Raw genomic sequence first — 16,884 nt, forward strand, 5'->3', positions numbered from 1 at the left:
CGCCCGTCGAACCAGTCGGCGAGCCGCTCTCCGCGCCCGGCGCTCATGCCGCCGCCCCGGGCAGATGGGCGAGCTTGTCCGGGTTGGCCACGACATAGATGCCGCACACCCGGTCGCCCTCCGGGGTGAGGTCCAGGACCAGGACCGCGTACGGCGCGTCGCCGTCGAACAGCACCACCGCGTCGTCGCCGTTGACGCGCCGGTAGTGCCAGACCGGGTGGTCCGGACCGCCCCGGCCGGCGGTGAGCAGACGGGCCACCTTGTCCCGGCCGTGCACCGGGCGCAGGCTCGCCCGGCGGCGCTTGCCCCCCGCGTCCGTCCACGCTGTGACGTCCGGCGCGAGCACCTCCATCAGCTCGGCGATGTCCCCGCCGAGCGCCGCCCGCACGAACCGCTCGGTCGCCTCCCGCCGCACCCGCGGATGCGCCTCGTACCGCGGCCGCCGCGCGTGCACATGCTCCCGGGCCCGGTGCGCCAACTGCCGTACGGCGGCGGGGGAGCGGTCGATGATCTCCGCGATCTCGGCATGCGGGTAGCCGAACACCTCGCCCAGCACGAACACGGCCCGCTCCAGCGGCGTCAGCGACTCCAGAACCACCAGCATCGCCAGCGACACCGACTCGGAACGCAGGGCCGGGTCCTCGGCGGTCTCGGTCTCCTCGCCGACCAGGGGCTCGGGCAGCCACGGGCCGACATACGTCTCCCGCCGGCGGCTGATCACGGCACGGCGGCGCAGCGCGTGGTTGACCGCCACCCGGACGAGATAGGCGCGCGGGTTGTCGACCCCGGCCAGGGGAGCACCCCCGCCGCGGGCCGTCCAGGACAGCCATGTCTCCTGCAGGACGTCCTCGGTGTCGGCGACACTGCCGAGCATGTTGTAGACGACGCCGAACAGCAGCTCGCGCTGGTCGACGAACACCCCGGTCGCCGCGTCGAGCGGGGCGTCGGTGCCGGGTACGGAGATCTCGGTCATGCGTGGGCCTCCCAGAGACGCGCTCACCACTGCGAGCCGAGCAGGGCCCCGGAATGTGACATCCCCCGGCCCGATGTGACCCGCATCTCAGGTGGAATACCGGTCCGGTACCTTCTCGCGTCCTCTCTGAGCTGGGGATATTTACGAGTCAGTACCCGAGCGGTACCGTGAAGGCATGCCAGCTCTCAACGTGGAGTTCAGCGACCGCGAACTTGAGGACCTCAGGCAGATCGCCAAGGAGCGCGGTACGTCCATGAAGGCGCTCGTGCGGGAAGCGGCCGCGGCCGACATAGCCCGCCACCGGGCCCTTCAGGAGGGCGCGGAGGCCTTCCGCCGGTTCTTCGCCACCCACGCCGACGAGTTCGCCGCCGCGTTCCCCGACGACGAACCGCCCGCCAGGGGCGAAGGGCGGGCCGCCTGACCCATGGCACCCGTGATCCATATCGACGTGCCCTGGCTGCTTCAGCGCCACGAGGAGGTCCTGCCGGACCAGCCCACCGTCAACGACTTCTCCGCGCTGGTCGCCGCCGTCGCCCGGCATCGCGTCGACCCGCCGCGCCTCGGGGTGAACTCCGACCCGGCCTGGCGGGCCGCCGCCCTGCTGCACACCATCACCGTGCTCCGGCCGCTGCCCTCGGCCAACGCCCGCTTCGCCTGCGCGACCGCCGTGGCGTACATGTTCGTCAGCGGCGTCGGCATCGACCCGCCCTACGGAGCCCTCGTCGACCTCGCCCGCGACCTGCTGTCCGGCACCACCGACGTCTACGGCGCGGCGGACCGGCTGCGCTCGTGGCAGATCTGAGGAACCGGATCCGGTGCCCGATTCACGCGGGCCGCAGGGAAATGTCGAAAACGAGTGCGACCTGCGCGCATCCGTTCCCCGTTTCTGACTTCTTGTCAATGGCGGGCATGTTGTCCGGGCGCCTTGTTGGCCGTGTGGGGGTTGTGCAAGAGTGAAACGCGCGTGCGGGGGGAATGGCCGGGTGTCGCACGTGATTTGTGGACCGCGTCCGATTCGCCGTCGGTGAATTCGCACCTCCCGCGCCCCGCCAAAAGGTACGCACCCACCGGGCCTCCTTTTCGGCGGCAGGACTTCTGTGTGCCACATGCGTGGGAAGGAACCATCTCAGTGCCCACCCCCCACCCCCCTCGCCCCCCGTATCCCCCGCCCGGCGGGGATCCCGGGGAATCCGATGAATCACTCGCCGCCCCGCTGAGAGGCAGCCCGGAGGGCGAGGTCGCCGCCCATTCCGTCGCGCTGCTGATGGCGCGGCACTACCAGCCGGTGCACGAGTACGCGGTCATCTGTCTCGCCTCGTCGGCGCAGGTCGCCGCGATGGTGACCGGGACCGCCTTCCACCGGACCCTCAACCGCCTCGCCTTCGGCGAGTCCGCCGTCGCGCTGCGCCCGGCCCTACTGGTGACCGTGCGCGACACGATCCGCGAGTGGTCCGGTGACGATCGAATATCAGCCGTTCTGCCCGCGTTGCAGAAACCGGCCGGAGGGCGCGGCCTGCGCGCGGCGACGTCCATGACGCCCGAAAATCGCACCCTCGCGGAGCGGGCATTCCAGGCACTTCCCGCGGCCTTGCGGTGTTTGCTCTGGCATGTCGAGGTCGAGGCAGATCCTTTAAGCGTCCCGGCCGGTCTGCTCGGCATGGACACCGACATCGCGTCGGCGGCCCTCGAACAGGCGCGGGACACATTCCGTGAAGGCTGTGTTCATGCCCATCGCGAACTCGCCCCGACCCAGGATTGCCGGTTCTACAACCGTCTCCTCGACGTCCCGATCCGCCGGGGCGGCGCACTGCTGCCGGACGTCCAGCAGCATCTGGACGAGTGCCGCTACTGCCGGAACGCGGCGGAACAACTGAGCCATTTCGAGGGCCCGCTGGGTCCGTTGATCGCCGAGGCGGTGCTCGGCTGGGGTGCTCGCCGCTACCTCGACTCGCGCCCGGGACGGGCGTCGCACGGCACCCGCGCGGGCCGGCGCGGCGGCGGGCGGCGGGGGCGGCACGGGCTGCTGTCCCGGCTTCCCGTGCCCGCCCGCCGGGTTCCGGGGGCGCCGCGCTCCTCGCGGACGCTGCTCTCCGGCGTCGGCGCGGTGTCGGCCGGGGTGCTGGCGACGGTGCTCATCATCAACGTGTCGTCCTACGACGGCGGGGAGGCCGACCCGGCCGGCTCCACCGGTGCCGCCGGCGGCACCGGCTCCGCGTCGGTGACGCCGCCCGGCACCGCCGGGCTTCCCGCGGCCCAGGGCGTGACGCGGCTGCGCAACGCGGGTGCCGACCTGTGCCTCGACATCCGGGACCTGCCGAAGGAGGGCTCGGGCACGAAGCTGGCGGAGTGCGCGACGGTGTGGACCCAGCAGTGGACGTACGAGGACGACGGGCTCCTGCGCAGCGTCGCCGATCCCGGGCTGTGTCTGGACTCCCACAAGGACGCCGGTGTCGTCGTCCTCGGCACCTGCGCCGACGAGGATGCCGAGCGGAGCGACGACGTGCGCTACGACCTCACCGTGCAGGGGGAGCTGCTGCCCCGCTGGGACGAGCAGCTCGCCCTCGCCCCGGCCGACGACGCCCCGGACGCCGACATCGTCGTCAAGGTCCGCGACCGCTCCTCCGACGCCCAGCGCTGGCAGCCGGAGCCCCTGCCGACGGCGGCGGGCTCCCTGTCGATCGAGGAGCAGGACGACCCGGCGGCCCGCCGGGTGGCACTGACCGACGGCCGCACTGCGTGACGACGGGCCCGGGGACCTGAGCGGGGGCTGCGCGCCGGACGCGCCGCGCAGCCCCCGCTCAGGCCGGATCCTCGACGAGGTCGGCCGGGCCGATCGTGCGCGGTGTCGCATGCCCCGAGAGGGCGAGCGTGAGGTCGAGTTCGGCGAGCAGGCAGCGGATGACGTGTTCGACGCCGGCCCAGCCGTCGAGGCCGAGGCCGTAGACGTACGGGCGGCCGACCAGGACCGCGCGGGCGCCGAGGGCGAGCGCCTTGAAGATGTCGTCACCGGTGCGGACGCCGCTGTCGAAGAGGACGGTGAGCCGGTCGCCCACGGCCTCCGCCACGCGCGGGAGAGCGTCGGCCGCCGCCACGGAGCCCGCCACCTGGCGCCCGCCATGGTTGGAGACGACCACGCCGTCCACGCCGGCGTCGGCGGCCAGGCGCGCGTCGTCCGGGTGCAGGACGCCCTTGAGGACGATCGGGCCGTCCCAGTTCTCCCGCAGGAACGCCAGGTCCGGCCAGCTCTTGGCCGGATCGGAGAACATGCCGACGAAGTGCGTCACGGCCGCGTTCGGATCCTCGTGCACCGGCTTGGCCAGACCTGCCTGGAAGGCCGGGTCCGAGAAGTAGTTGGCCGTGCCGACACCGTGCAGGAACGGCAGGTACGCCTGGTCGAGATCGCGCGGCCGCCACGCCAGCAGCGGAGTGTCCAGGGTGACGACCAGCGCGGTGAACCCGGCCGCCTTCGCCCGGGTCAGGAAACTGCGGGCCACCTCCGGGTCCTTCGGCCAGTACAGCTGGAACCAGCGCTCGGCGTCGCCCATCGCCTCGGCGACCTGCTCCATCGGCGTGCTGGACGCGGACGACAGGATGTACGGCACGCCCTGCGCGGCGGCGGCCCGGGCCGCGGCGGACTCGGCGTCCGGGTGCATGATCGACAGCACGCCGACCGGAGCCAGGGCGAGGGGAGCCGGCAGGGCACGGCCCAGCACCTCGACCGACAGATCCCGCTCGTGCACGTCCCGCAGCATGCGCGGCACGATCCGGCGGCGCTCCAGAGCCGCCCGATTGGCGCGGGCCGTACTGCCGTTGCCCGCGCTGCCCGCCACATAGCCCACCGGGCCGGGCCCGAGCCGCTGCTCGGTGAGCTCCTCCAGCCGGGTCAGATCCGTGGGCAGCCGCGGTACGGCACCCGTCATCCCGTTCAGATAGATCTCGTACTGGAAGTCCGCCCAGTGCTTGCCCACCGTACGCCCGCCTCTCGTCGTCTCCTCGTCGAGACCGTGCCGTGCGGCCGACGATACCGAGCGGTATGCGCGCCGCCGGATCAGGGGCGGGCCACGGCCGCGTGCAGCACCCGGGCCAGTGCGCGCGGCTGCGAGAACATCGGCCAGTGCCCGGTGTCCAGCTCCACCAGCTCCCAGCTGTCGCTCCCGAGGACCGCGGCCACCGCCGGCATCGGCTCGTCCCCGTCGAGAAGACACTTCACATACGTCGCCGGGAGCTCGCCGAGGGGACGGGCGAGGACCGCCGGCTCGGTGAGCGTGACACCGGGGTGCGGGGCCGAGCCGCCCACGATCCGGGCGATCTGCTCGTCCGTCAGCCCCTGCCCCGCGTAGTCCTCGGGGCCGAGCGGCGGCCAGTACCCGGCATGGCCGTCGATCGCCTGCCGTACGTGGTCGCTGGGCCAGCCCGACAGGAACGACTCCCCGTCCACCGGCACGTTGGCGTCGACGAACACCACGCGCCGCAGCCGGTCGCCGATCCGCTCGGCGGCCTGCCCCACCGGGATGCCCGCGTAGCTGTGCCCGACCAGGACGACGTCCCGCAGATCGAGGCGCTCCACCTCCTCGACGATGTCCCCGACGTGCGTCTGCTGACCGGCGGGCTGGGTGCTCCGCCGCTCGGCGAGGCCCGACAGCGTCAGCGCATGCGCGTCATGCCCGGCGCCGCGCAGCTCAGCGGCCACCTCGTCCCATGCCCACGCCCCGAGCCATGTCCCTGCCACCAGTACGAAGTCGGTCATGCGGGCAACGTAGCCGAAGGGTCCGACAACGTCCCTGCCGTGCCGGGCCCGCAGGCCGTCCGGGGTTCGGGTACAGCCGCTGCGGCGTCCGTGGTCACTCCTGGTCCTTCGTGTCGTCGTCGTGCGTGTCGTCCGCGCGCGGTGTGGCGTCCGGTTCGGCGTCCGGACCCTGGGCCCTGACGCGCTGCACGTGTTCGAGCGAATCGCGCAACTCCGCGAGCCAGTCGTCCGTATGACGCTGGACCAGGCGCACGCACCAGGCCAGCGCGTCGCTGCGGCTGCGGGCGACGCCGCCGGCGATCAGGGTGTCGAGGACCTGGCGCTCCGGCTGGCGCAGCCGCGTCATGACCGGCGCGGCCACGTGGGTGAAGAGCGTCCGCTGCCCGCCGCACTCCACACCCCAGGACACCTTCCGGCGGAACCGGTGCTCGGCCTCCCGGGCCACCGCCATCCGGTCCTCGCGGGTGCGCTCCCGGAACTCCTGTACCCGGCTCTCCAGGGCCGCCTCCCGTTCGGTGGCCGGGGAGTCCTCGGCCAGCCGGGGTGCGGGGATGCGGCCGATCACGGTGATCTCCTCGCGGTCGACCGTGATCTCGGTCAGCTCCTCGAAGAGGTCGTCGGGCAGGCGGCCGGCGAACCAGCCGCGGAGCTTCTCTCTCTGCTCTGAAGTAATCATGTAATGACGATTACTCGGCCGATTCATGAACACAAGGGGTCGCCGGGCAGTCGGCCGAGAGCAGAATCGGAATGTTTCAGGCCTATTAACGAGCGCACGGAAATCAGCCATCTGGCCGCTTCGTGACCCCGGAAACCGCGCAGTTACGGGCTTCACCCGTGCAGATTCCGTAACTTCACGCCACTGATTCAACACGCAATGTTACTGAAATCCGTGGGGTCGATGTGTGTTTCCGCGGCGGACTCGGCAGACTCGCGCTCGCCGCTCCGGGCACCGACCGAGCACGGGCCGGCACACCCTGTAATCGATGCGGAAGGATGCACACAATGCGGACCACCGCGCGCTGGGCCATGACCCTCGGCCTGACGGCCACCGCCGTCTGCGGACCCCTCTCCGGGGCCGCGCTCGCCACCCCGGGTCAGGCCCCCACCGCGCTCTACGCCCCGTCGGCCCTCGTCCTCACGGTGGGCCATGGCGAGAGCGCGATCACAGCGACTCCCGAACGCGCGGTCACCCTGACCTGTGCCCCGACGCCCGCCGGTACGCACCCGGCGGCGGGCTCCGCCTGCGCGGAACTGCGCGGCGTCGGCGGCGACTTCGACGCCCTGACCGCGAGGGAGGGCGTGATGTGCACGAAGCAGTACGACCCCGTGGTCGTCACCGTCGACGGTGTCTGGCAGGGCAAGCGCGTCTCCTACGAGCGCACCTTCTCCAACGACTGCATGAAGAACGCCTACGGAACGGGCGTCTTCTCCTTCTGAGAGGGCCGAGCCCACAGACCGGGATCGCGCTGAATCCGTGAAGCGCAGCGGGCCGTGGCTGGGGAGCCGGGCCGTTGTCACGGGGAGTCGCGATCTCGCGCAAGGGGGCCGGCGGGCGGAGTGGGGCCGCCCGTCGGCCCCTGGGCGTTTTCTGCGCCCGGGGCCTCACGCCCGGTCGCGGTGGCTCGTGTCGCACCACGGGTAGCGGCGGCTGCGGCGGCAGGTGCACAGGGCCACGCGGAAGCGGTCCGAGGTGACGACGGAGCCGTCCTCCAGCTCCACCTCCACCGGGCCCTCCAGCAGCAGCGGGCCCTTGCGCTGGACGGTGACGCGGCGCGGCGTCGCGGACCGGTCAGACGGGGAGTTCGGCACGGACGACCACCAACTCTTCCTCGTCATCGGCGGCGGGCAGCAGCCCCCGCTCCCGCAGCCAGCGTTCCCGGCCGCGCAGCACCGGCCCGAGCGCGATCCGGCGCCGGCGGGTCACCGCGGCCTTCAGGCCGGACGCGCGCAAGTGGCCGACGGTGAGGTCCGGGCCGCTGAGCGCCGACTGCACGAGCAGCAGCACCCCGCCCGGCCGCAGCAGGCCGGGCGCCTCCCGGCAGATCCGGTCGACGACCAGCCGCCCGTCACCGCCCGCGTCCCAGGCCCGGGCCGCGCCTCGCGGCGGCCTGCGATGACCCTCCGGCGCCGGCACGTACGGCGGATTCGCCAGGATCAGATCGAACGTTACTTCGCGCACGGGTTCGAAGAGATTCCCGTGCCGGATGCGGACCGGGAGCCCCGCCAGCCGGGCGTTGAGCCGTGCGGCCCACACGGCACTCCAGGACACGTCCACCGCGGTCACGCGGCTGCCCCGGCGCGCGGCCTCCAGGGCCAGGGCGCCGCTGCCGGTGCCCACGTCGAGGACTCTCGCACCCGGGGGCAGCGGCTCGTCGGCCAGGGCGCCGGCCAGCAGCTCGGTGTCTTCCTGCGGGGCGTACACGCCCGGGGGTACCAGTGCAGTCACGGACGCCGAGTACCCCGGCAATCAGGAGATATGAGCTTCTTCCCGGGCGAGGGGTGCATACAGTGACGAACGTGATGCACGCCAGTCGGTGAGCAGCCGGGCGCCGAAGCGTTCCTCGACGAACTCGGTGGCGTCGATGCCGAAGGCCACGTCCGGGGCGAGATGCGGCTCCTGCTCCAGCAGCCCGCCGATGACGTCGTGACGCACCACCTGCTCGTGGACCGCGTCGGCCTCGACGTGCTCGTCGTAGAAGTGCTCGGCGGCGGGCCCGGCGCCCGTGCGGCGCATCGCCTCGGCGAGCCTCAGCGAGCTCGGTGACGAGGTGATCTCGACCGTCGCGAAGTGGCCGACCAGGGCGCCCCGGAGGGCCCGGTGCAGCCCGAAGAGGGACATCATGTTCACCGTGGCCAGGGCCTCGGCGGACGCCGCGGCGAGGTAGCGGCCGTATGTGGTGTCCAGGCCCAGGTCCGTCATCAGGCCGGCGAACAGGGAGGCGTGCACGCGGTCGGCGCGGCCGCCGCCCCACTCGTCGAACTCCACCGCCGCCATCGCGGCCTTCGCCCGGCCCCACAGCCGCGGCAGCACCCAGGCGTGCGGGTCCGCCTCCTTGAGGTGGTACAGGGAGCGCTGGGCCGCGTACTCGCGCACCTGCCACAGCTCGCCCTCGGCACGCAGGAAGTGACTGACGCCGGTGCCCTCGACCGGCTCGACCAGCAGGCCGGCCAGTGCCTCGTCCACGCTGTCGTGGACGTGTGCGTCGGTGCGCAGCGCGGACAGGAAGCGGTGCTCCATGGCCGCGCGGACGCGCAGCAGGTCCGGGTCCCACTCGCGCTCCGGGGAGACGTCCGCGAAGCCGCGGTAGTGCAGCTCGTAGCACAGGTACAGGGCGAGCTGGAGGTCGTCGCCGTACACCTCGGCACGGACGGCCTCCTCGAGGCGGGGCAGGCGGCCCGCACCCCGCAGATACGCGTCGACGCCCCTGCTCAGCGGGCCGCGCGGGGTGGGCAGTCGTGGTCCTTCGTGCTCCATGCGCGCCGGGTACCCGCCAGGCGACCGAGGTCACCCGTGGCGGGGCCGGGTCAGTCCCCCTCGGACTCCTCCTGCGCGCGCGGGTTGGGGGTGACGGCATCCCCGGCCTCGCCCCGGTGGCGGCGCTCCCCGGCGGAGTCCCGGGTGCGGTTCTCGGCGTCCTCGACTTCCCGCAGCACCTCCTCGAGCGCCGTCTGGGGCGGCTCGCCGTGCTGGTCCTCGTCCCGGTCGTGGTCCTTGTGCTGGGACACGGAGGTCTCCTTCCTGTGTTCGGTACGCCCGGTCACGGGCGTGGGCGTTCAGGTGGTGGCTGCGGCGATGCGCAGCGGCACCGGGTCGGGAGGGGCGGCCTCCTCGCTGCGGCGGGTGACCTCCGCCCACCAGGAGGGGCCGTCCTCGATATGGCGCAGCAGCACGCCCTCGCGGATCGCCCAGGGGCATACCGTGACCGCCTTGATGCCGGTGAGCTTCAGCGCGGTGTGCCCGACCACCGCTCCCGCCAGGCTCTGTGCGGCGCGCGGTGCGGAGATGCCGGGCAGGTGCGCGCGTTCGGCGGCGGGCAGGGCGGCCAGCCGCGTGATCGCCTCCCGCAGCTCGGAGCGGTGCATCTGCCGGTCCACGAAGGGGCCGTGGCGTCCGGGCGCCGCGCCGCACAGCCGCCCCAGCTGCTGGAAGGTGCGGGAGGTGGCGACCGCGGTGCGCGGGCCCTCCCAGCGGATCCGCGCCGCGACGTCCCGCAGCTGATGGCGGACCTTGCGGCGCAGCGCCCGCACCCGCTCGGGCGACGGCGGGTCCTCGTCCTCGAAGAACTCGTGCGTCAGCCGCCGCGCGCCCAGCGGCAGCGACGCCACGAAGTCGGGTAACCGGCCGCGCCCGAAGGCGACTTCGAGCGTGCCGCCGCCGATGTCGAGCAGGGCGAGCGGCCCCGAGCGCCAGCCCATCCAGCGCCGGGCCCCGAGAAACGTCAGTTCGGCCTCGACCTCGCCCGGCAGGGTGCACAGGTCGACGCCCGTACGGGCGCGGACGGTGCGCAGCACCTCGTGCCGGTTCGGCGCGTTGCGCACCACGGCGGTCGCGAACGCCAGCGGGCCGGCCGCACCCCACCGGGTGGCGGTCCGGCTCGCCCCGGCCACCGCGTCGACGAGTTGTCCCACGGCCTGCTCCGGGATGGGTCCCCCCGGTGTGACCTGCTCGGACAGCCTGAGTCGCCATTTGGCGGTGTGCACGGGCAGCGGCACCCCGTCCGCCGCGTCCGCGACCACAAGTCTGACCGTGTTCGATCCCACATCCACCACGCTGATTCGCATGGCCGGTGGGTACCCACTTACGGGGCGGGCCAACAGGCCGCACGCTCCGCACCGGCGAGGACGCGCCACCGGCCGGCGGGGCCGCCGTGTCCCCGCGCACGACGGCCCCGGCACCTCCCGGCGGTCACATGTGCACGACCGGCGGCGCCTCCGCGTCCAGCTCCGGCACCCCGTGCCGGTGCAGGACCAGGGTGATCAGCGCACCCGCGGCGCTTCTCCGACGGCAACCGGCAGTGGATCGTCACCGCGTACGCGCTGGCGTTCGCCTCCCTGCTGCTGCTCGGCGGCCGGACAGCCGACCTGTTCGGCCGCAAGCCGGCCTTCGTCGTCGGCATCGTTGGGTTCGCCGCCGCCTCCGCGCTCGGCGGCGCGGCGAACGGCTTCGAGATGCTGGTCGTCGCCCGGGCCCTTCAGGGCGTCTTCGGCGCGCTGCTCGCGCCGACCGCGCTCTCGCTGCTGAACGGTCCCAGCGAAACGGCAACGTTTCGCTGGGGCGGTGGGGAAGTGCCCTACGTCACGCCATCTGGCGGCGGACCAGCTCGTGCAGCCGCCCGTTCGTGTCGGCGAGCAACTGCGCCGGCGAGCCCTGCTGGATGACCTTGCCGTCCTCCATCACCACGACCCGGTCGGCGTCCATCACGGTCGACAGCCGGTGCGCGATGACGATCCGGGTGGCGTTGAGGGCCTTGGTGCTCTCGATGACCGTGCGCTGCGTCTCGTTGTCGAGCGCGCTGGTCGCCTCGTCGAAGAAGAGGATGCGCGGCCGGCGGATCAGCGCCTGGGCGATCATCAGCCGCTGGCGCTGGCCGCCGGAGACGGCCCCGCTGCCCGCGACGATGGTGTGCAGCCCCATCGGCATCCGCTTGATGTCCTCGGCGAGACCGGCCATCTCGGCCGCCGCCATCGCCTCTTCCGGCGTGTACGGCTCGGTGCCGCAGATGACGTCCAGGATCGAGCCGGTGAACGGCTGCGCGTGCTGGAGCACCACCCCGCACTGGCGGCGCACCGCCGACTGGTCGAGGGCCGCCAGGTCCTGCCCGTCGTACAGCACGCTGCCCGACCCGGGCCGGTCGAAGCCGATCAGCAGCCGCAGCAGTGTCGACTTTCCGCAGCCGCTCGGGCCGACGACCGCGACGAACTCGCCCGGCCGCACCTCGAACGACACGTCGTCCAGGACCAGCGGACCGTCGTCCGAGTAGCGGAAGGACACCCGCCGCGCCTCGATCGCCCCGGTCAGCGGACCCGGCCGGGTGCTCGCCGTGCGCACCTCGGGTGTCGCGTCCAGCACCGGCTTGATCTCCTCGAACAGCGGCAGCGCGGCCACCGCCGAGACGAACGAGCCGGTCAGCTGGGTGACGGCGGTCAGCAGCATCGTCACCGAGGTGTTGAAGGTGAGGAACGCCGCCGCCGACATCGAGCCCCGGGCCGGACCGGCCAGCAGCATGAACATCAGCAGGGTGCACAGCGGCAGATACACCGCGCCCAGCACCGTCGTGAGGTTCTTGATGCGGCCGACCTTCTGCTGGAGCTCACGGCTGCGCGCGAACTCCGACGCCCACGCGGCGTACGCGTAGTTCTCGGCGGCGGCCACCCGCAGCTTGGGCAGGCCGCGCAGCGTCTGGAACGCCTGGTTGTTCAGCTTGTTGGAGAGCACCACCAGCCGCCGCTGCCAGCGCACCTGCCACAGCCCGAGCCCCAGGAACACCGCCGCGATGACGACGAGCATGCCGATCGCGGCCATCGCCATCGGCACGCTGAACCACAGCAGCAGCCCCAGGTTCATCGCGCCCACCGTCACCGACTGGGCCACCGTCGGGCCGACTCCCGCCAGCAGCCTGCGGATCGAGCTGATGCCCATGGCCGCACTGGCCAGTTCGCCCGTGGAGCGCTCGGTGAAGAACTTCGTCGGCAGTCTCAGCAGCCGGTCCCACACCGCCGGCTGGAGCGTGGCCTCGATCCGGCCCTCCAGCCGCAGGATGGTCAGGTTCTGCAGCAGCATGAAGGCCGCGGCCACCACACTGCTCAGCATCACCGCGAGACACACCCGCACGATCAGGTCCGTCTGCGCCTTCGGCACGAACTCGCCCAGCACCTTGCCGGTCGCGACCGGCACCAGGGCGCCGATCGCCACCGTGACCAGACCGCTGAGCAACAGGCCCGTCAGATCGCCGCGCATGCCCTGCATACAGAACCGCAACAGCCTCAGCGGGCTGAGCCCCCGCTCCGGCAGCGGACGGTAGAACATCACCGCGCGCGGCTCGAACTCGTCGGCGTTCGCCTTCTCGATCGGCGTCTCGCGGCCGGTCGACGGATGCACCGCGACATAGCCGCCGCGCCGCCACAGCAACGCCACCGGCGCGCCCGACAGGGCCCGCCGGCCGACCAGCGGCCCCGCGTTGTCCCGCCACCAGCGGCCGTCGAGCCGTACGGCCCGGGTACGGACCCGCGAGGCCAGGGCGACCTGCTCGACCGGGTCGAGACGGTCCCCGCCGATGCCCTTCTGGGTCGGCTCGGTGATCCGGATCCCGGCCGCCTGCCCGACCAGCTTGCAGGCCGCGTACGTCGCGTCCGCGTCGGCCGCGGTCGTGCGCTGCGAGGAGCGCTTGCCGATGGAGGCGAGCAGCGTCTGGTCGGCCTGGGCGCGCACCGCCTCACCGGCCTTGATGCCCTCGGCCGTACGGGTCTCGTGGGTGTGCTCCAGCTGCTCGATCCAGCGGTCCAGGGTGGTCAGCAGCCGGTACTGCTGGTCGACCATGGACTGCCACAGCCCCGGGTCCATCAGCAGGTCGGCCGCGGCCTCCGCGCCGTACAACGAGCCGTACTGCACGCTGCCCGGCGGTACCTGCATCCAGAACACGTCGTCGTCCGTGGGCGCCGCGGCCCGCTCGGTGGCCATCGGCGCCTGGAACAGGATCGACAGGCTGCGGCCGACCCCGAGGGCGAGCGCGTACTCCAGCGGACTCGTCGTGGGCGGTACGTACTGCGGGTTGCCGTACTCGTCGTACGACCAGGTCGCGGTGTTGGCGGGCTGGTACAGCTCGCGCAGGGCGATGCGGTGCACCACGCAGTCCCGCAGCGGGCGGGCCACCAAGGTGTGCTGCGGCCCCGGCACCGGGCCGAGCACCAGCGAGCCCGCCTCCAGCCGGCCGAGATGGTGCCAGTGGCCCTGCTGCCCGGCGTCGACCGCGAACAGATCCACGGCGCCGGACGCGACCAGCCACAGCACCTGCGGGCCTTCGAGGTCGAGACGGTTGAACCCGGCGCAGTCGATGCGCGAGCCCATCTGCCCGAAGGCGCCCAGCACGAGGTCGCCGTCGTGCCCTTCGTGAACGGCCGTCATCTCACCGCTCCCTGACCAGTGCCGCGTACGCGCCGCCGCGGGCCACCAGGTCCTCGTGCCGTCCCCGCTCCACGATCGTGCCGTGCTGCAGGACGACGATCTCGTCGCTGTCGCGCACCGTGCTCAGCCGGTGCGCGATCACCACGCAGGCGCAGCCGCGCCGGCGCAGGTTGTCCATCACGACCTGCTCGGTCTCCGCGTCCAGCGCGCTCGTCACCTCGTCGAGCACCAGGATGCTCGGCCGGCGCACCAGCGCCCGCGCGATCTCCAGGCGCTGGCGCTGGCCGCCGGAGAAGTTGCGGCCGTCCTGCTCCACCTTGCTGTGGATGCCGCCCGGCCGGCGCGTGATCACGTCGTACAGGGCGGCGTCGCGCAAGGCGTCCTCCACCGCGTCGTCGGGGATCGACGGGTCCCACAGCGCCACGTTGTCGCGGACCGTCCCTTCGAAGAGGAAGACGTCCTGATCGACGAAGGAGACCGAGGCGGCCAGTGCCCCTCGCGGGATGTCCTCGATGCGCTGCCCGTCGATGCGGATCACGCCCTCCCACGGCGCGTACAGGCCGGAGATCATCCGGGACACCGTGGACTTGCCGCTGCCCGAACCGCCGACCAGCGCGACCTGCTGTCCGGGTCCGACCGTCAGATCGAAGCCGGTGAGCAGGGGCTTGTCGAGCGGGCTGTAGCCGAACGTGATGTTCTCCAGCTCGACATGGCCCTGGAGGCGACGCGTGGACTCGCCTGCGCCGGGACGGCCGTAGAGCGGGTCGGCCTTGAAGTTCTCCACGTCCTTCAGCCGGGCCACGTCCGCCGCGAAGTCCTGGATGCGGCCCGCGACGCCGTTCAGCCGGGTCAGCGGGGCCGTGAAGCGGGTGACCAGGGCCTGGAAGGCGACCAGCAGACCGACCGAGATGTGCCCCTCGACCGCCCGCATGCCGCCGATCCACAGGATCAGCGCGCTGTTGAGGGTGGCGAGCGTCGGCGCGACCACGCCGAGCCAGGCGCTCGGCACGCCGAGCCGCTGCTGCTCCTCCAGGGTGGTGGCGTGCTGTCCGGCCCACTTGCGGAAGTAGCCGTCCTCGCCGCCGGTCGCCTTCATGGTCTCGATCAGCTGAAGGCCCGAGTACGCCGTGTTGGTGAGCCGGGCCGTGTCCGCGCGCAGCTTCGCCGTGCGCGTCGCCCGCAGCCGGATGACGACCCGCATGGCCACGATGTTCAGCAGGGCCACGCCGATGCCGACGAACGTCAGCTGCGGGTCGTAGCTGTACAGCAGTACCGCGTACAGGACGACCACGATCGCGTCCACGCCCGCCGCCGCGAGGTCGCGGGACAGGGTCTCGGACACCGCGTCGTTGGACTGCAGACGCTGCACCAGGTCGGCCGGGCTGCGCTGGGAGAAGAACGTCACCGGCAGCCGCAGCAGATGCCGCAGGAAGCGGGCGCTGGACAGGGTCGAGGAGATGATGCGGCCGTGCAGCAGGTTGGCCTGCTGGAGCCAGGTCAGCACGACCGTGAGCAGCACGCACGCCGCCATCGACGTGAACAGCACGCCGAGCAGCGAGGTCTGGTTGCCGATCAGGAACTCGTCGATGTAGGTCCGGCTCAGCGCGGGTACCGCCGCCCCGACCGCCACCAGCAGCAGACTCGCCAGCACCGCGGCCGGCATGGTGCCCGCCGTGCCGCGCAGCCGGGCGGGCATCGCGCCCAGGACGCCCGGCTTGCGGCCGCCCCGGGCGAAGTCCTCGCCGGGCTCCATCACCAGTACGACACCGGTGAAGCTGCCGTCGAAGTCCTCCATGGGGACGAACCGGCGGCCCTTGCCGGGGTCGTTGATGTAGACGCCGCGCCGGCCGAAGCGCCGGCCCATGCCGTCGTAGACGACGTAGTGGTTGAACTCCCAGAACAGGACGGCCGGCGACTTCACCTCGGCGAGGGCGGCCAGGTCCATCTGCATGCCCTTGGCCGTCAGGCCGTAAGAGCGGGCCGCCTTCAGGAGGTTGCTGGCGCGCGAGCCGTCCCGGGAGACGCCGCAGGCGATGCGCAGCTCTTCGAGCGGGACGTGCTTGCCGTAGTGGCCGAGCACCATCGCCAGGGAGGCGGCGCCGCACTCGACGGCCTCCATCTGGAGCACGGTGGGGGTGCGCACGGTCTTCGCCCGGGCCTTGGGAACCTTGCGTTTCGGCGGGGCGGCGCGTCGCCTGCTCCGGGGCTCCTGCGCGGTCGCGCTCATGGCAGCAGCCAGTCGACGGGGCGCTGGTCGGCCAGCCGGATCGAACCGGAGGCCAGCGTCATGGAGGTCAGCTTGTACGGCGGCCCGTCCGCGGACGACCACTCGTAGCCGCTCTTCGTGGCGGAGGACTTGTCCAGCCGGACCGTCACGGCCACCGGCCTGCCCTTCTTCGTGAACTGCTCGCCCAGCTGGCTGTCCCCGAGGAACGCGGCGATCTGCTGCGAGGACTGGGCCGAGCGGTCCACCGACTTCACATGGCCGCGCAGCACGCCGTACTCCTGCGTCGGCACCGACTGCACCGTCAGGTCCACGGCGGCGTCGTCGGGGATCGAGGCGGCGTTCTCGGCGGGGACGTACACGGTGGCGTAGAGCGGGTCCTTGGTGTGGGTGACCTTCTCGACGGCGGCGACGTTCGCGCCGGTCTGGATGATCTGCCCGACGGTCGCGGCGAGCGCGGAGACACGGCCCGCGTCGAGGGTGCGGACGACCGTTTCGCCTTCGGCCGTACGGACCTTGAGTACGGGGGAGCCCGCGGGTACGCGCTGTCCCTGCTTGGCGAGCACCGCCGTGACCTGGCCCGCGACGGGGCTCTGGAGGAGGTAACTGCCCTGCCCGTGCGTGATGATGGCGGGTGCGCTGACGGTGGAGGTCACCGAGCCGGTCACCGCCCACACCGAGGCTGCGGCCATCGCGACCACCGTCACCGAGAGTACGAGCCAGCCCTGCGGGCGGGCGAAGCGCACCGGCAGATCGAGTTCCTCCGGTGACTGGAGCTTGGCGAGGGCCTGTTGGCGGAACTGCAATGAACTTCCCTC

The 16,884-nt window shown here is 72.4% G+C and carries 16 protein-coding genes and 1 pseudogene; 5 read left to right on the forward strand and 12 right to left on the reverse strand.

Annotation, left to right across the window (positions count from 1 at the left end):
* Positions 1 to 43: 43 nt before the first annotated feature.
* A complete protein-coding gene (gene sigJ / locus G3I77_RS09890; RefSeq protein ID WP_248502252.1) occupies positions 44 to 973 on the reverse strand; it encodes an RNA polymerase sigma factor SigJ in 930 nt (309 codons plus the stop codon).
* 175 nt (positions 974 to 1,148) lie between these two features.
* Between sigJ and G3I77_RS09895 the strand changes: the two genes are divergently transcribed.
* The 3 genes from G3I77_RS09895 to G3I77_RS09905 all read left to right on the forward strand — a co-directional run bounded on the left by G3I77_RS09895 (position 1,149) and on the right by G3I77_RS09905 (position 3,713).
* A complete protein-coding gene (locus G3I77_RS09895; RefSeq protein WP_248502253.1) occupies positions 1,149 to 1,394 on the forward strand; it encodes a hypothetical protein in 246 nt (81 codons plus the stop codon).
* Between the two features lie 3 nt (positions 1,395 to 1,397).
* Positions 1,398 to 1,775 carry a hypothetical protein gene (locus tag G3I77_RS09900; RefSeq protein ID WP_031110699.1) on the forward strand — a complete coding sequence of 126 codons (378 nt, stop codon included), beginning with the start codon at positions 1,398 to 1,400 and terminating at the stop codon, positions 1,773 to 1,775.
* Between the two features lie 327 nt (positions 1,776 to 2,102).
* On the forward strand, positions 2,103 to 3,713 hold the full coding sequence (locus tag G3I77_RS09905; RefSeq protein ID WP_248502255.1) for an RICIN domain-containing protein: 1,611 nt from the start codon (positions 2,103 to 2,105) through the stop codon (positions 3,711 to 3,713).
* A 58-nt stretch (positions 3,714 to 3,771) separates the two neighbouring features.
* On the opposite strand, the gene G3I77_RS09910 is transcribed toward G3I77_RS09905, so the two are convergent.
* The 3 genes from G3I77_RS09910 to G3I77_RS09920 form a co-directional block, all read right to left on the reverse strand.
* On the reverse strand, positions 3,772 to 4,941 hold the full coding sequence (locus G3I77_RS09910; protein WP_248502257.1) for a lactate 2-monooxygenase: 1,170 nt from the start codon (positions 4,939 to 4,941) through the stop codon (positions 3,772 to 3,774).
* Between the two features lie 80 nt (positions 4,942 to 5,021).
* Positions 5,022 to 5,720: an alpha/beta fold hydrolase gene (locus tag G3I77_RS09915; protein ID WP_248502259.1), complete on the reverse strand. Its 699-nt coding sequence runs from the start codon at positions 5,718 to 5,720 to the stop codon at positions 5,022 to 5,024.
* 94 nt (positions 5,721 to 5,814) lie between these two features.
* Positions 5,815 to 6,396, reverse strand: a complete 582-nt coding sequence (locus G3I77_RS09920; protein ID WP_248502261.1) for a hypothetical protein — start codon at positions 6,394 to 6,396, stop codon at positions 5,815 to 5,817.
* Positions 6,397 to 6,722: 326 nt separating this feature from the next.
* Between G3I77_RS09920 and G3I77_RS09925 the strand changes: the two genes are divergently transcribed.
* The gene (locus G3I77_RS09925) at positions 6,723 to 7,157 is read left to right on the forward strand and encodes a protease inhibitor (RefSeq protein ID WP_248502263.1); all 435 of its coding nucleotides are present in this window, start codon (positions 6,723 to 6,725) and stop codon (positions 7,155 to 7,157) included.
* 165 nt (positions 7,158 to 7,322) lie between these two features.
* On the opposite strand, the gene G3I77_RS09930 is transcribed toward G3I77_RS09925, so the two are convergent.
* Genes G3I77_RS09930 through G3I77_RS09950 form a run of 5 tightly spaced genes read right to left on the reverse strand, consistent with a single transcriptional unit; the run spans position 7,323 to position 10,502 of the window.
* Positions 7,323 to 7,529, reverse strand: coding sequence for a CDGSH iron-sulfur domain-containing protein (locus tag G3I77_RS09930; RefSeq protein WP_248502264.1), 207 nt, complete (start codon positions 7,527 to 7,529; stop codon positions 7,323 to 7,325).
* Entirely contained in the window at positions 7,510 to 8,166 is a 657-nt protein-coding gene (locus tag G3I77_RS09935) for a HemK2/MTQ2 family protein methyltransferase (protein WP_248502266.1), read from the reverse strand. Before G3I77_RS09935 ends, G3I77_RS09930 begins: the two co-directional genes overlap by 20 nt.
* A 21-nt stretch (positions 8,167 to 8,187) precedes the next feature.
* Positions 8,188 to 9,195 carry an iron-containing redox enzyme family protein gene (locus G3I77_RS09940; RefSeq protein WP_248502268.1) on the reverse strand — a complete coding sequence of 336 codons (1,008 nt, stop codon included), beginning with the start codon at positions 9,193 to 9,195 and terminating at the stop codon, positions 8,188 to 8,190.
* 50 nt (positions 9,196 to 9,245) lie between these two features.
* Entirely contained in the window at positions 9,246 to 9,446 is a 201-nt protein-coding gene (locus G3I77_RS09945; protein WP_248502270.1) for a hypothetical protein, read from the reverse strand.
* A 48-nt stretch (positions 9,447 to 9,494) separates the two neighbouring features.
* Positions 9,495 to 10,502 carry a Ppx/GppA family phosphatase gene (locus G3I77_RS09950; protein ID WP_248502271.1) on the reverse strand — a complete coding sequence of 336 codons (1,008 nt, stop codon included), beginning with the start codon at positions 10,500 to 10,502 and terminating at the stop codon, positions 9,495 to 9,497.
* Positions 10,503 to 10,715: 213 nt separating this feature from the next.
* Here G3I77_RS09950 and G3I77_RS40855 point away from each other — a divergent pair.
* Positions 10,716 to 10,964: pseudogene (locus tag G3I77_RS40855) on the forward strand (MFS transporter); the annotation flags it as partial.
* A 52-nt stretch (positions 10,965 to 11,016) separates the two neighbouring features.
* On the opposite strand, the gene G3I77_RS09960 reads toward G3I77_RS40855, so the two are convergent.
* From G3I77_RS09960 to G3I77_RS09970, 3 genes are read right to left on the reverse strand one after another with little or no spacing between them, the layout of a single operon-like run.
* On the reverse strand, positions 11,017 to 13,842 hold the full coding sequence (locus G3I77_RS09960) for an NHLP bacteriocin export ABC transporter permease/ATPase subunit (RefSeq protein ID WP_248502273.1): 2,826 nt from the start codon (positions 13,840 to 13,842) through the stop codon (positions 11,017 to 11,019).
* A gap of 1 nt (position 13,843) precedes the next feature.
* A complete protein-coding gene (locus G3I77_RS09965) occupies positions 13,844 to 16,069 on the reverse strand; it encodes an NHLP family bacteriocin export ABC transporter peptidase/permease/ATPase subunit (protein WP_248502275.1) in 2,226 nt (741 codons plus the stop codon).
* On the reverse strand, positions 16,066 to 16,872 hold the full coding sequence (locus G3I77_RS09970) for an HlyD family efflux transporter periplasmic adaptor subunit (protein ID WP_248502276.1): 807 nt from the start codon (positions 16,870 to 16,872) through the stop codon (positions 16,066 to 16,068). Before G3I77_RS09970 ends, G3I77_RS09965 begins: the two co-directional genes overlap by 4 nt.
* Between the last annotated feature and the right edge of the window lie 12 nt (positions 16,873 to 16,884).

This window comes from Streptomyces sp. D2-8 (assembly GCF_023184515.1).
Taxonomy (GTDB): domain Bacteria; phylum Actinomycetota; class Actinomycetes; order Streptomycetales; family Streptomycetaceae; genus Streptomyces.

Excerpts from the sequence above, each read along its gene's own strand:
- sigJ (WP_248502252.1), bottom strand. The coding sequence starts at position 973 with ATGACCGAGATCTCCGTACCCGGCACCGACGCCCCGCTCGACGCGGCG.
- G3I77_RS09895 (WP_248502253.1), top strand. The coding sequence starts at position 1,149 with ATGCCAGCTCTCAACGTGGAGTTCAGCGACCGCGAACTTGAGGACCTC.
- G3I77_RS09900 (WP_031110699.1), top strand. The coding sequence starts at position 1,398 with ATGGCACCCGTGATCCATATCGACGTGCCCTGGCTGCTTCAGCGCCAC.
- G3I77_RS09915 (WP_248502259.1), bottom strand. The coding sequence starts at position 5,720 with ATGACCGACTTCGTACTGGTGGCAGGGACATGGCTCGGGGCGTGGGCA.
- G3I77_RS09920 (WP_248502261.1), bottom strand. The coding sequence starts at position 6,396 with ATGATTACTTCAGAGCAGAGAGAGAAGCTCCGCGGCTGGTTCGCCGGC.
- G3I77_RS09925 (WP_248502263.1), top strand. The coding sequence starts at position 6,723 with ATGCGGACCACCGCGCGCTGGGCCATGACCCTCGGCCTGACGGCCACC.
- G3I77_RS09940 (WP_248502268.1), bottom strand. The coding sequence starts at position 9,195 with ATGGAGCACGAAGGACCACGACTGCCCACCCCGCGCGGCCCGCTGAGC.
- G3I77_RS09950 (WP_248502271.1), bottom strand. The coding sequence starts at position 10,502 with ATGCGAATCAGCGTGGTGGATGTGGGATCGAACACGGTCAGACTTGTG.
- G3I77_RS09960 (WP_248502273.1), bottom strand. The coding sequence starts at position 13,842 with ATGACGGCCGTTCACGAAGGGCACGACGGCGACCTCGTGCTGGGCGCC.
- G3I77_RS09965 (WP_248502275.1), bottom strand. The coding sequence starts at position 16,069 with ATGAGCGCGACCGCGCAGGAGCCCCGGAGCAGGCGACGCGCCGCCCCG.